At 68.7% G+C, this 12,862-nt stretch carries 13 protein-coding genes; 7 read left to right on the top strand and 6 right to left on the bottom strand.

Going from position 1 to position 12,862, the window contains the following annotated elements:
• The first annotated feature begins 86 nt into the window (after window positions 1-86).
• Entirely contained in the window at window positions 87-1,748 is a 1,662-nt protein-coding gene (locus tag AC5Y3P_RS18595) for a (2,3-dihydroxybenzoyl)adenylate synthase (RefSeq protein WP_500047402.1), read from the top strand.
• Between the two features lie 59 nt (window positions 1,749-1,807).
• Here AC5Y3P_RS18595 and AC5Y3P_RS18600 read toward each other — a convergent pair whose 3' ends face one another.
• Together AC5Y3P_RS18600 and hemW are read right to left on the bottom strand one after the other, a co-directional pair.
• Window positions 1,808-3,133, bottom strand: a complete 1,326-nt coding sequence (locus tag AC5Y3P_RS18600; RefSeq protein ID WP_500047403.1) for a salicylate synthase — start codon at window positions 3,131-3,133, stop codon at window positions 1,808-1,810.
• Between the two features lie 135 nt (window positions 3,134-3,268).
• Window positions 3,269-4,441 carry a radical SAM family heme chaperone HemW gene (gene hemW / locus AC5Y3P_RS18605; protein ID WP_500047404.1) on the bottom strand — a complete coding sequence of 391 codons (1,173 nt, stop codon included), beginning with the start codon at window positions 4,439-4,441 and terminating at the stop codon, window positions 3,269-3,271.
• 144 nt (window positions 4,442-4,585) lie between these two features.
• Between hemW and AC5Y3P_RS18610 the strand changes: the two genes are divergently transcribed.
• From AC5Y3P_RS18610 to AC5Y3P_RS18635, 6 genes are all read left to right on the top strand, one after another.
• Window positions 4,586-4,678, top strand: a complete 93-nt coding sequence (locus tag AC5Y3P_RS18610; protein WP_500047405.1) for an Ms4527A family Cys-rich leader peptide — start codon at window positions 4,586-4,588, stop codon at window positions 4,676-4,678.
• Window positions 4,679-4,792: 114 nt separating this feature from the next.
• Window positions 4,793-6,472 carry a nitrite/sulfite reductase gene (locus AC5Y3P_RS18615; protein WP_500047406.1) on the top strand — a complete coding sequence of 560 codons (1,680 nt, stop codon included), beginning with the start codon at window positions 4,793-4,795 and terminating at the stop codon, window positions 6,470-6,472.
• A 5-nt stretch (window positions 6,473-6,477) separates the two neighbouring features.
• Window positions 6,478-7,215 carry a phosphoadenylyl-sulfate reductase gene (locus AC5Y3P_RS18620; protein WP_500047407.1) on the top strand — a complete coding sequence of 246 codons (738 nt, stop codon included), beginning with the start codon at window positions 6,478-6,480 and terminating at the stop codon, window positions 7,213-7,215.
• A complete protein-coding gene (locus AC5Y3P_RS18625; RefSeq protein ID WP_500047408.1) occupies window positions 7,194-7,931 on the top strand; it encodes a sirohydrochlorin chelatase in 738 nt (245 codons plus the stop codon). Before AC5Y3P_RS18620 ends, AC5Y3P_RS18625 begins: the two co-directional genes overlap by 22 nt.
• A gap of 206 nt (window positions 7,932-8,137) precedes the next feature.
• Window positions 8,138-9,340 (top strand): NAD(P)/FAD-dependent oxidoreductase, encoded by a 1,203-nt coding sequence (locus AC5Y3P_RS18630; protein ID WP_500047409.1) that lies wholly within the window; start codon window positions 8,138-8,140, stop codon window positions 9,338-9,340.
• A 90-nt stretch (window positions 9,341-9,430) separates the two neighbouring features.
• Window positions 9,431-9,700: a metal-sensitive transcriptional regulator gene (locus AC5Y3P_RS18635; protein ID WP_500047410.1), complete on the top strand. Its 270-nt coding sequence runs from the start codon at window positions 9,431-9,433 to the stop codon at window positions 9,698-9,700.
• A gap of 10 nt (window positions 9,701-9,710) precedes the next feature.
• On the opposite strand, the gene AC5Y3P_RS18640 is transcribed toward AC5Y3P_RS18635, so the two are convergent.
• The 4 genes from AC5Y3P_RS18640 to cysT all read right to left on the bottom strand — a co-directional run.
• On the bottom strand, window positions 9,711-10,145 hold the full coding sequence (locus AC5Y3P_RS18640) for a GNAT family N-acetyltransferase (RefSeq protein WP_500047419.1): 435 nt from the start codon (window positions 10,143-10,145) through the stop codon (window positions 9,711-9,713).
• Between the two features lie 53 nt (window positions 10,146-10,198).
• Window positions 10,199-11,257 carry a sulfate/molybdate ABC transporter ATP-binding protein gene (locus tag AC5Y3P_RS18645; RefSeq protein WP_500047411.1) on the bottom strand — a complete coding sequence of 353 codons (1,059 nt, stop codon included), beginning with the start codon at window positions 11,255-11,257 and terminating at the stop codon, window positions 10,199-10,201.
• A gap of 22 nt (window positions 11,258-11,279) precedes the next feature.
• Window positions 11,280-12,095: a sulfate ABC transporter permease subunit CysW gene (gene cysW, locus AC5Y3P_RS18650; protein ID WP_500047412.1), complete on the bottom strand. Its 816-nt coding sequence runs from the start codon at window positions 12,093-12,095 to the stop codon at window positions 11,280-11,282.
• The coding region (gene cysT, locus AC5Y3P_RS18655) for a sulfate ABC transporter permease subunit CysT (protein ID WP_500047413.1) at window positions 12,092-12,862 on the bottom strand (771 nt) is incomplete at its 5' end. The genes cysW and cysT, both read right to left, overlap by 4 nt.

Raw genomic sequence — 12,862 nt, forward strand, 5'->3', positions numbered from 1 at the left:
AGGCTGTCCTAACTTCTGGCAGGCTACCCTATTGCCGCGAACTCCAAGTCGTCTCCCCCGAGCCGCCGAAATGAGGCATATCAGCGATGGCGAATACCGACTCGACCCCGGCTGACCTGCAAGGTTTTGTGCCCTTCCCGGCCGAGCGCGGAGAGCGTTACCGAGCCGCCGGGTTGTGGCGCGGTACCCCGGTGGATCGGCTGCTGCGGGCGGCAGCGACGTCGTCGCCGCGGGCCGCGGCGGTCATCGATGCGGCACCGACCGGGCGTCGGCTGGACTTCGGCGAACTCGACGCGGCCGCCGAACGGGTGGCCGCCGCACTGCAGCAGATCGGGATCCGGCCGGGCGACCGGGTGCTGCTGCAGCTGCCCAACAGCACCGGGTTTGCCGTGGCCTTCTTCGGTCTATTGCGCGTCGGGGCGCTGCCGGTGATGTGCCTGCCGGGGCATCGGGCCGCCGAGTTGCGGCACTTCGTCGAGGTCAGCGATGCCGTCGCACTGATCATCGCCGACCAGGCGGGCGGCTTCGACTACCGCGAGATGGCCGCCGAGGTGCGCCGGACCCACCCGGGTCTGCGGCACGTGATCGTCGACGGAGATCCCGGCGATGTCGGGGTGGCGTTGGCAGACCTGGAGGCCTTCGCCGGCGCGCCGGCGACCGCACACCTGCCGGACCCGTCGAACCCGGCGTTGCTGCTGGTGTCCGGCGGCACCACGGGCTTCCCCAAGCTGATACCGCGCACCCACGACGACTATGTCTACAACGCGACCGCGAGCGCAGCGCTGTGCAGATTCAGCAGCGCCGACGTGTACGCCGCGACGCTGCCGGTCGCGCACAACTTCCCGCTGGCCTGTCCGGGGCTGCTCGGCGCCATCAGCGTGGGGGCAGCCACCGTGATGATCACCGATCCCAGCCCGGAGTCGGCGTTCGCGACCATCGCGGCCGAGGGCGTGACCGCCACCGCGCTGGTGCCGGCCCTGGCCAAGCTGTGGGCGCAGGCCTGCGACTGGGAGCCGGTGCTGCCCACGTCGCTGCGGCTGCTGCAGGTCGGTGGCGCCAAGCTGTCGGCCGAGGATGCCGCCGCGGTGCGTGCCGCGCTGCCGGGCACGCGACTGCAGCAGGTGTTCGGCATGGCCGAGGGACTGCTGAACTACACCCGACTCGACGACCCGGTCGAGGTGCTCGAGCACACGCAGGGCCGGCCGCTGTCGGAGGCCGACGAGGTCCGGATCGTCGATGAGCACGGGGTCGAGGTGGCGCCCGGCGAGGAGGGCGAGCTGCTGGTGCGCGGGCCGTACACCATCAACGGGTACTTCAACGCCGAGGCGATCAATGCACGGTCGTTCTCCGACGACGGTTTCTACCGTTCCGGGGACAAGGTGCGCCGCCATGCCACCGGCGCGCTGGCCGGTTACCTGGAGGTCACCGGGCGGGTCAAGGACGTCATCCACCGCGGTGGTGAAACCGTCTCCGCGCTGGACCTGGAAGAGCATCTGATGACCCATCCGGGCATCTGGTCGGCGGCCGCGGTGGCACTGCCCGACGAGTATCTGGGTGAAAAGATCTGCGCGGCAATCGTGTTCCGCGGCGGCGAGGTGTCGCTGGCCGAACTGCACAGCTACCTGGACGGTCGCGGCGTGTCCGCGCACACCCGTCCGGACCTGGTGGTGGCGATGCCGTCGCTGCCCACCACCGCGGTGGGCAAGGTGGACAAGAAGGCCATCGTCGCAGCCATCCAGCGGGGCTGAACAGCCGCCCCCTTCGGCCGGTGCCTGGGCGCCTGCCCGCCCGCCCGAGGGGCGCTGGCTCAGTCGCGGGCCACCAGGTAGGGCGCCAGCGTGCTGAGCTTCTCGCAGGTCTCTTCGAATTCCCGTTCCGGCGTGGAGCTTTCGATGATCCCGGCGCCGGCCCGCAGCCAGGTCTGGCCGTCGTGTTCGTAGGCGGCCCGCAGTACCAGCGCGGCGTCCATCCCGCCGCCGGGCGAAAAGCGGACCACGGCACCGGAATACAGTCCGCGTGGGGTTTGATCCAGCCGCAGGATGGCCTCGACACCGGGGGCTTTCGGGATACCGGAGGCGGTGACGGCCGGGAACAACGCCTCCAGCGCGTCCATCCGATCGCTGTCGTCGTCGAGCACGCCGGTCACCGTCGATCCGAGGTGCTGCACGCTGCCGCGCTCGCGCACGGTCATGAAGTCCCGCACCACGGCGGTGCCGGGTTCGACCACCTCGCCGATCTCCTGCAGCGAGGTACGCACCGAGATCGCGTGCTCGACGATCTCTTTGGGGTTGGACTCCAGATCGCCGCGCGCGTTGCGGTCGGCGACTTCACCGCGGCCGAAGGCCCGGGTGCCGGCCAGCGGCTCGGTGACCACGGTGCCGTCGTCGCGGACTGCTGCAACCAGCTCCGGACTGAATCCGACCGCCCGGACACCACTGAGCCGCAACAAGAATGACCGCGCTGGGGTGTTACGCAGTCGGGCCTTGCGGTAGGTGTCGCAGAAGTCCAGCGCAAACGGCAGATCCAACCGGCGGGACAAGATGACCTTGTCGTAGCGGCCGTCGGAGATTTCGGCGATGGCCGCCACCACCCGGTCGCGGTAGTTGGTGGTGTCGTCGCGGATCTCGATCGCGCGCGGCGACCGGGCCGGTGGCACGCCCTCGGCCACCAGCGCGCGGACCACCGCGAGGTGTTCGTCGTCGCCGTCGATCACCTGGATTCCGTCGGCGCCGACCACGATCCGGGTGCGCGGCCAGAACACCCGGGCCAGCGGCGTACCCGCCGGCACCCGGTCGGCCAGCCCGTGCCGGTAGGCGCCGAACTCGAAGGCCACCCAGCCGAAGGCTTCGCTGCCGTCGAGCAGCATCCGATCGATCGCGCTGCCCAGCACCGCACCGGGCGAACCGGACCAGCTCTGCCGCGCGGTGGCGCCGTCCCGGGCGACCCGCAGTTCGTCGCTGTCGAGCTCGAGTCGGGCCAGCACACCGAAGGCCAGCGTCCACTCGCCGTCCTGCTCGTAGACCAGGTATTCCTCGTCGAGCTGCTCGGGAAGTCGGGCGGCAAGCTCGGCGGCGATCTCGGCCGGGTGGACACCGACCGGAAGGGCGATCGTCACCCCTGTCTGAAAACTCACCGTAGGAGGCACGCAGGTAACCGTAGCCTAACCTTTGCAAGGCCGGGCTGTCGCGCCGAAATGCAACACGTTCAGTTGGACTCCAGGTAGGTGTTTCGGCCCGAAGTCGCTACCTCAGTACTAAATGAATGAGAGCTAGCCGAGCAGGGTGCGCACCACGCCGTCGGCCAGCAGCCGGCCGCGGTCGGTGAGCACCAACCGATCCGCGTCGGCGCGCAACAGCCCGTCGGCCAGCACGGTTTCGGCGCGTTCGCGTTCGGCGTCGGTGAGCACCGCGACCGGCAGACCGTCCCGCAGCCGCACGCCGAGCAGCACCTCCTCGGTGTGCCGCTGTTCGGCATCGAGCACCTCGAAACCGGCTACCGGCAGCTGTCCGCGCGCCAATGTCTCGGCATAACCGTTGGGATGCTTGACATTCCACCAGCGGGTCGAGCCCAGGAAGCCGTGCGCGCCGGGACCGACGCCCCACCACTGGCCACCGTTCCAGTAGCCGAGGTTGTGCCGGCATTCGCCACCGGGCCGGGCCCAGTTGGACACCTCGTACCAGTCGAACCCGGCTGCCCGCAGCCAGCCGTCGAGCAACTCGTAGCGGTGCGCCAGCACGTCGTCGTCGGGTTCGGGCAGCTCACCGCGGCGCACCCGGCGGGCCAGCGCGGTGCCGTCCTCGACCACCAGCGCGTACGCCGACAGGTGGTCGACTCCGGTGTCCAATGCGACGTCCAGGGAGCGCCGTAGATCGTCGTCGCTCTCCCCCGGTGTGCCGTAGATCAGGTCCAGGCTGACGTGCTCGAACCCGGCCGCCAACGCTTCGCCGACGGCAGCGAGCGCACGCCCCGGCGAGTGCACCCGGTCCAGCACGGCCAGCACGCCCGGAGCCGCCGACTGCATGCCCAGCGACACCCGGGTGTAGCCGGCGGCCCGGATCTTCTCGAAGAACTCCGGTGCGGTGGACTCCGGGTTCGACTCGGTGGTCACCTCGGCGTCTGCGGCCAGGCGGAACTCGGCACGCACGGCGTCGAGCACCGCGGCCAGGCCGTCCCCACCCAGCAGCGACGGCGTGCCGCCGCCCACGAACACGGTGTGCACGGTGGGCTCCGGCAGCAACTCGGCCGCCAACGCCAGCTCGGTGCGCACCGCGGCCAACCAGCTCTGCGGGTCGGTACCCAACCGCGCGGCGCGGTCGCCGCCCAGCTCAGCCGGGGTGTAGGTGTTGAAATCGCAGTACCCGCAGCGGCTGGCACAGAACGGTACGTGCAGATAGATGCCGAACGCCCCGCCGGGGGTCAGGGTGAACTCGGGCAACTGCACCCCTCGAGTCTCCCAGAGCGCATCCGCGACTCCCAGCTCGAGAGATCCCGCGCAGCCGGCCCGGATGAGATTTTGTTCACCGTGCGTCGAACTCTTTGCGCGGATTGGGTGGTACAGGGGGTTCCATGGCAGAATGGCCGCGTGATGACCGTTCGCAGCCAGACCCAGCGCGTTTCGCTGGTGGCGCGTCGGCACGTCGATTTCAAGCGCGTCTGTAGCTGTTGCTGTCTGCCCTGACGCCGTAGACCTTGCCCACCTGATTTCAGCTGGCCACCGGATCTGCGCCGCCGGAACGGCCCCCGGTGGAAGTGCGCGATCCGATCGGCTGGCTCCTTACGATGAGGAGTGTTGATGACCGAGACACCAGTCAAGCCCGCTCGTGCCGCGAAGACCCGCGATGAAGGCCAGTGGGCGCTGGGCAATCGGGAGCCGCTGAATCACCCCGAGACCTTCAAGCAGCAGGACGACGCCCTCAACGTGCGGCAACGCATCCTCGACGTCTACTCCAAGCAGGGTTTCGACTCGATCGCCATCGACGACCTGCGCGGCCGGTTCCGCTGGATGGGCCTGTACACCCAGCGCACCGAGGGCTACGACGGCACCTTCACCGGCGACGACAATGCCGACCTGCTGGAAGCCAAGTACTTCATGATGCGGGTGCGCACCGACGGCAAGGCGCTCTCGGCGCAGGCCGTGCGCACCCTGGGCCAGATCTCGGTCGACTTCGCCCGCGACAGCGCCGACATCACCGACCGGGAGAACCTGCAGTACCACTGGCTGCGGATCGAGGACATCCCGGAGATCTGGCGCCGGCTCGACGAGGTCGGCCTGCAGACCATGGAAGCCTGCGGCGACTGCCCGCGCGGCATGCTGGGCTCGCCGCTGGCCGGCGATTCGCTGGTCGAGGTCCTCGACCCCACCCCGGCGTTGCGCGCGATCGAAGAGCGCTACATCGGCAACCCGGCATTCTCCAACCTGCCGCGCAAGTACAAGACCGCGATCTCGGGCCTGCAGGACGTGGCCCACGAGATCAACGACGTCTCGTTCATCGGCGTCAACCATCCCGAGCACGGCCCGGGCCTGGACGTCTGGGTCGGCGGCGGGCTGTCCACCAACCCGATGCTGGCCCAGCGGCTCGGCGTGTGGGTCCCGCTCGACGAGGTGGCCGACGTCTGGGAGGGCATCACCTCGGTCTTCCGCGACTACGGCTACCGCCGGCTGCGCTCCAAGGCACGGCTGAAGTTCCTGGTCAAGGACTGGGGCGTGGAGAAGTTCCGGGAAGTTCTGGAAACCGAATACCTGAACCGCAAGCTGATCGACGGCCCCGCACCCGAGCAGGTGCCGCACACCGTGGACCACGTGGGCGTGCAGAAGATCCGCAACGGCCTCAACGCCGTCGGGGCCAGCGCGATCGCAGGCCGGGTCTCGGGCACCATCTTGACCAAGGTGGCCGACCTGATGGAGGCCGCCGGCTCGGACCGGGCGCGGCTGACCGCCTATCAGAAGCTGATCATCCTCGACGTCCCCGACGACAAGCTGGACGCGCTGCGCGACGGCCTGGACGCCCTGGGCCTGGATACCCGCCCGTCGCACTGGCGACGAAACCTGATGGCCTGCACCGGGATCGAGTACTGCAAGCTGAGCTTCGCCGACACCCGCGGCCGTGCCCAGCACCTGGTGCCCGAGCTGGAGGCGCGGCTCGGCGACCTGAACGCCGAACTGGACGTACCGGTCACCGTCAACCTCAACGGCTGCCCCAACTCGTGCGCGCGCATCCAGGTCGCCGATATCGGCTTCAAGGGCCAGATGGTCGACGAGGGCAACGGCCCCGAGGAGGGCTTCCAGGTGCATCTGGGTGGCAGCCTCGGCCTGGACAGCGGATTCGGTCGCAAGTTGCGCCAGCACAAGGTGCTGGCCACCGAGCTGGTCGACTACATCGACCGCGTGGTGCGCAACTTCGTGAAACAACGTGAGGACGGCGAGCGTTTCGCACAGTGGGCCATCCGGGCCGACGACGCCGACTTGAGGTGAGCACAGTGGGTTCAACCGCACCAACCGAGACCGATCTGCGCGCACTGGCACAGCGCGGCGCCGCCGAACTCGACGGGGCCGGCGCCGAGGAGCTGCTGCGCTGGACCGACGAGATGTTCGGCGGGCCGACCGGCGACCCCGACGGGGTCAAGTCCGGGTACGTGGTGGCCGCCAACATGCAGGACGGCGTGCTGGTCGAGATGGCCGCCAAGGTGCGTCCGGGTGTCGACGTGCTGTTCCTGGACACCGGCTACCACTTCGCCGAGACGATCGGCACCCGCGACGCCGTGGAGATGGTGTACGGGGTCAACATCGTCAACGTGACGCCCGAGCACACCGTGGCCGAGCAGGACCAACTGCACGGCAAGGACCTGTTCGCCCGGGACGCCGCGGCGTGCTGCCGGATGCGCAAGGTGGAACCGCTGTCCAAGGCCCTGCGCCCGTACGCGGCCTGGGTCACCGGGATCCGCCGGGTGGAGGCCCCCACCCGCGCCAATGCGCCGCTGATCAGCTACGACGAGGCCTTCGGCCTGGTCAAGATCAACCCGATCGCCGCCTGGACCGATGAGCAGATGCAGGACTACATCGACAACAACGGGATCCTGGTGAACCCGCTGATCGACGAGGGCTATCCGTCGATCGGTTGCGCACCGTGCACCAGCAAGCCGGCGCCGGGCGCGGACCCGCGCAGCGGACGCTGGGCGGGGCAGGCCAAGACCGAATGCGGGCTGCACGCGTCGTGACCCTCGTGCTGACCGCGCACGGCAGCGCTGACCCGCGCTCGTCGGCCAATGCGCACGCCGTCGCCGGGCATTTGCGCCGGCTGCTGCCCGACACCGAGGTGCTGGTGGCGTTCTGCGAGCAGAACTCGCCCAACCTGGCCGACGTGCTGCCCACGCTGGGCGCCGCCACCCCGACCGTGGTGGTGCCGCTCCTGCTGGCCCGCGCCTACCACGCGCGCATCGACATCCCGGAGCTGATCACCGCCTCCGGCGCGCAGGTGTGCCAGGCCGATGTGCTCGGCGATGACCCCCGGCTGCTGCAGGTGGTCCGGGAAAGGCTCAGCGCCCTTGGGGTTTCGCGGTTCGACGCGCAGCTCGGTGTGGTGTTCACCGGCGTCGGCTCTTCGCATCCGGTGGCCAATGCGCACACCGCGGCGCTCGCCGACCGGTTGGCCGAAGGCACCCGGTGGGCCGGCGTGGAGTTGGGGTTCGCCACCGATCAGGGACCGTCGGTGCCCGACGCGGTCGACGCGCTGCGCCGCCGCGGCGCGACCCGGTTCGTGATCGCGCCCTGGTTCCTGGCGCACGGCCGGATCACCGATCGGGTGGCCGGCTACGCGCGCACCCAGCAGATCCCGATGGCCGAGCCGCTGGGACCGCACCGGCTCCTGGCCGCGACCGTGCTGGACCGCTACGAGGAAGCGCTGGCCACCCACCGCGCCGGCTTCGCGGCCTGATCGCCCGGCCCGGATCACCGGCACCGGTCCGAGCCGCTGCAAGCTATACCCCAAGGGGTATATCCTGGTCCGGTCGGCCACCTGAATTGCGGTGCTGAATTGGACCTGGACCGGCCGACGATGGTCTACTCGCGGGAAATGCCCGCCGCGCGGCGGCGCGTCATCGCCCGCGTGCACCCTGGCCGAAGGAAAGAGATCCAGCGCGAATGACCCCTCAGCACAAGCACCAGGTCCTGATCATCGGCGGCGGCAGCGCCGGGATCAGCGTGGCAGCCCGGCTGCTGCGCAAGAAGTACACCGACGTCGCGGTGATCGAACCGGCCGAGGTGCACTACTACCAGCCGCTGTGGACGCTGGTCGGCGGCGGTCAGGCCGACGTCGACAAGACCGCGCGCCCGGAGGCTTCGGTGATGCCCGCCGGCACCACCTGGATCAAGAACTCCGTGACCGGTATCGATCCCGACACCAACACCGTCACCTGCAGCGACGGCACCCAGTACGGCTACGACGTGCTGGTGGTGTGTCCGGGCATCCAGCTGGACTGGGATCAGACCGAAGGCCTGCAGCAGACCCTCGGCATCGATGGCGTGTCGTCGAACTACACCTTCGATCTGGCGCCGCTGACCTGGAACTTCATTCGAAACACCCGTTCGGGCAGCGCGGTGTTCACCATGCCGTCCGGTCCGATCAAGTGCGCGGGCGCGCCGCAGAAGATCGCCTACCTGGCCTGTGACCATTGGCGGCGCACCGGTGTGCTGGACAACATCGACGTGCACCTGGTGGTGCCCACTCCGCGGGTCTTCGGTATCCCGGCGATCGCCGACAGCCTGGACAAGATCATCGCCGACTACGGCATCACCTTGCACACCAATTCCGAGGTGCGCGCGGTGGACCCGGCCTCGCGCAAGGTGACCGTGGCCGCGGTGGCCGACGGCGGCAGCGACACCACGCTGCCCTACGACGTCATGCACGTGACGCCGCATCAGTCGGCGCCGGACTGGATCAAGAGCAGTGCGCTGTCCACCGGTGACGCCAAAGGTTACGTCGACATCGACAAGCACACCATGCAGCATGTGCGCTACCCGAACGTGTTCGCCCTCGGCGACGCCGGATCCTCGCCGAACTCGAAGACCGGTGCGGCCATTCGCAAGCAGGCCCCGGCGGTGGTGGAGAACATCGACGCGTTGCTCGACGGCCGGCCGTTGACCGGTGCCTACGACGGGTACGCCTCCTGCCCGATCGTGACCTCGTCGCGCGACATGCTGCTGGCCGAGTTCGACTACTCGATGCAGTTGCGCCCGTCGCTGCCGCTGCTCGACCCGGTCAAACCGCACCGCGCGTACTGGTATCTGAAGAAGCACGGCCTGCCGCTGCTGTACTGGAATCTGATGCTCAAGGGCCTGGCCTGAGCCGGCCGGCGCAGCCCGATCCGCATCGGAAATATACCCCCACGGGTACACTGGACGTCAGCGCAGACTCCGAACCGAAAGGGCGGCAACATGGTCGGTGACCAGGAAGCCATCGACGCGGTGCTGAACCGGCTGCGTCGCGCACAGGGTCAGCTCGCCGGTGTGATCTCGATGATCGAACAGGGCCGCGACTGCAAGGACGTGGTGACCCAACTCGCCGCGGTGTCCCGTGCGCTCGACCGTGCCGGATTCAAGATCGTGGCCACCGGACTGCGGGAATGCATCGCCGGTCAGGACGCCGACGGCAACGAGCCGATGGCCGTCGACGAACTCGAGAAGCTGTTCCTGGCACTGGCCTGAAGCAGCTGGGTCAGTCGTCCAGCTGCGCCTGGAAGTGGTGCGAGGAAATCCGCATGTGCCGACTCATGTAGAGCCGGTGGGCAGCCGCCCGCTCGGGCCCGACACCGGAATCCAGATGCACCGCTTCACAACCCAGCCGGCGCGCCTCGTCGAACACCCAGTCCAGCAGCGCTGCCGCATGCCCGCGGCCGCGTGCGTCCGGTAGCGTGCCGAGGTCGTCCACGTAGACGAAGTGCCGCCAGGCGGTGTTGTGGCTCTCCCGGAATCCCAGTGCGGCCGCGGCGATTTCGGATCCGTCCTCGAAGGCACCCAGCAGCCGGTAACCGTCCGGCCGCAGCACGGTGTCGACGAACTCCACCAGCGCGGCCGCGGTCTGCCAGCGCGGCCGCAACTCCAGCAGCGCCGCTGCTGCCGCCGCGGTTTCGTCTGGTCCCAATTCTCGCACCGTGCCCACGGCGAACGACCCTAACCGACCAGAGCTGTTCGGGCAGCGGATTTTCAGCCGGCCGTGGCCGACACCGCGGCGTCGTCGGCGGGTTGCGGCACTTCCTGCGGGGCACCGGCGATCGGCGGAATCCGGGTGGCTCGCACGTATACCGTCTCCCCCGCCTTGATGCCCAGCGCTTCGGCGTCACCGCGGGTGATCTGCGCGGTGAACGGTGCTCCGGTGCTGGCGCTGGTCAACTCGACCCGCACCTCGAACCCGAGGTAGACCACGCGGTCCACGGTCGCCTTGGTCACCCCGGCGGACTCGGCGGTGCCGTCGCCGGCCGCAATCGCCAGGTCGGGGTTGCGACCCACGCGAATGTCGTGCGGGCGCACCAGGATTCCGTTCAGCGCCGACACGGTGCCGAGGAACGACATCACGAACGCGTTGGCCGGCGCGTCGTACACCTGGTTCGGTGATCCGACCTGCTCGACCCGGCCCTTGTTGAGCACCGCGATCCGGTCGGCGACGTCGAGTGCCTCGGCCTGATCGTGGGTGACCAGCACCGTGGTGACGTGCACTTCGTCGTGCAGACGGCGCAGCCAGGCCCGCAGATCCTCGCGCACCTTGGCGTCCAGGGCGCCGAACGGCTCGTCGAGCAGCAACACTTCGGGATCGACGGCCAGCGCGCGGGCCAGCGCCATCCGCTGGCGCTGCCCGCCGGAGAGTTGGTTGGGGTAACGCTTGTGGAAGCCCGCCAACCCGACGATCTCGAGCAGTTCGTCGACCTTGGCCGTGATCTCGGCTTTGGGCTTCTTGCGAATCTTGAGCCCGAACGCCACGTTGTCGCGCACCGTCAGGTGCTTGAAGGCAGCGTAATGCTGGAATACGAAACCGATTCCGCGTTTCTGCGGCGGAACGTTGGTGACATCGCGGCCATTGATCGTGATGGTTCCGGTGTCCGGCTGATCCAGGCCGGCGATGGCGCGCAGCAGCGTGGACTTGCCCGAGCCGCTGGGCCCCAGCAGCGCAGTCAGCGAACCGGACGGCACCACGAAGTCGACGTTGTCGAGGGCCGCGAAATCTCCGTAGTGCTTGTTGGCACCGGTGACTGTGATGGCGTTGGTCATATCGTCCTTCTCCTCGAAGAGGTCATTCCTGGGCGGCCTTGGACCGGCGGGCCTCCAGCAGCACCTGTGCGACGAGCACCAGCACGGCAACCGTCATCAACAATGTCGAAACCGCGTAGGCGCCGTACTCGTTGCCGCGGCTGTAGCGGTCCGCGACCAGCAGGGTCAACGTCTGCGAGCTGCCCGGCAGGTTCGACGACACCATGATCACCGCGCCGAATTCGCCGAGCGTGCGGGCCACGGTCAGCACCACGCCGTAGGTCAGACCCCACCGGATCGACGGCAGCGTGATCCGCCAGAACGTCTGCCACCACTTGGCCCCCAGCGTGGCGGAGGCCTCCTCCTGGTCGGTGCCCAGCTCGTGCAGCACCGGTTCGACCTCGCGGATCACGAACGGCACCGTGACGAAGATGCTGGCCAGCACGATGCCGGGCAGACCGAAGATGATCTTGAGGCCGAAGTCGTTCTCCACGAAACCGAACAGCCCGTTGGAGCCCCAGAGCAGGATCAATGCCACACCGACCACCACCGGGGACACCGCGAACGGCAGGTCGATGATCGCCTGCAGCAGGCTCTTACCGCGGAACTTGTTGCGCGCCAACACCAATGCGGTAGGGACACCGAACAACACGTTGAGCGGCACCACGATCGCGACCACCAGCAGCGACAGCTGCAGCGCCGAGATCGCGGCCGGGGTGGTGATCGAGCCGAAGAACGTGCCGATGCCCGGTTCGAAGGTGCGCCACAGGATCAGCCCGACCGGCACCACCACCAGCACACCGACGTAGGCCAACGCCAGATAGCGCAGCAGGTAGCGCACGGCCGGCGAGAGCGTCATCGGGACTGTTCCTCACGCTTGGCCGCGCGCGCTCCCACCGCCCGCAGGATGAACAGCACGATGAACGAGATGGTCAGCAGCACGATGGAAATAGCGGCCGCACCGGTTCGGTCGTCGTTCTCGATCAGGGTTCGGATCCACTGCGAGGACACCTCGGTCTCGCCGGGCACCGCACCACCGATCAGTACCACCGAGCCGTACTCACCGATGGCGCGGGAGAACGCCAACCCGGCCCCGGACAGCAGCGCGGGCAGCAGCGAGGGCAACACCACCTTGAAGAAAATGGTGGCGTTGTTGGCGCCCAATGAGGCGGCGGCCTGTTCGACTTCTTGATCGAGCTCGAGCAGCACCGGTTGCACCGAGCGCACCACGAACGGCAGCGTGACGAACAGCAGCGCCACCCCGATACCCCACTTGGTGTGCTGCAGTTGCAGCCCGACCGGGCTGGCCGGACCGTACAGCGCCAACATCACCAGGCTCGCGACGATGGTCGGCAACGCGAACGGCAGGTCGATCACGGTGTCGACCAACCGCTTGCCCGGAAAGTCGTCGCGGGTCAGCACCCAGGCCACCAGCAGCCCGAACACCGCGTTGATCACGGTGACGGCGATCGACACGGTCACCGTGACGCGCAACGCCTCCACCGCGGCGTTGGAGGTGACCGCCAGCCAGAAGGCCGCCCAGCCCCCCTTGGCGGACTGCCACAGGATCGCCGCCAGCGGAAGCAGCACGATCAGCGAAAGCCACAGCGTGGCCGCCCCGACCCG

Source organism: Mycobacterium sp. NGS45 (genome assembly GCF_059812645.1).

Coding starts and splice junctions, on each gene's coding strand:
- AC5Y3P_RS18595 (WP_500047402.1), top strand. CDS start 87: ATGGCGAATACCGACTCGACCCCGGCTGACCTGCAAGGTTTTGTGCCC.
- AC5Y3P_RS18610 (WP_500047405.1), top strand. CDS start 4,586: ATGACCGTTCGCAGCCAGACCCAGCGCGTTTCGCTGGTGGCGCGTCGG.
- AC5Y3P_RS18615 (WP_500047406.1), top strand. CDS start 4,793: ATGACCGAGACACCAGTCAAGCCCGCTCGTGCCGCGAAGACCCGCGAT.
- AC5Y3P_RS18625 (WP_500047408.1), top strand. CDS start 7,194: ATGCGGGCTGCACGCGTCGTGACCCTCGTGCTGACCGCGCACGGCAGC.
- AC5Y3P_RS18630 (WP_500047409.1), top strand. CDS start 8,138: ATGACCCCTCAGCACAAGCACCAGGTCCTGATCATCGGCGGCGGCAGC.
- AC5Y3P_RS18635 (WP_500047410.1), top strand. CDS start 9,431: ATGGTCGGTGACCAGGAAGCCATCGACGCGGTGCTGAACCGGCTGCGT.
- AC5Y3P_RS18645 (WP_500047411.1), bottom strand. CDS start 11,257: ATGACCAACGCCATCACAGTCACCGGTGCCAACAAGCACTACGGAGAT.
- cysW (WP_500047412.1), bottom strand. CDS start 12,095: ATGACGCTCTCGCCGGCCGTGCGCTACCTGCTGCGCTATCTGGCGTTG.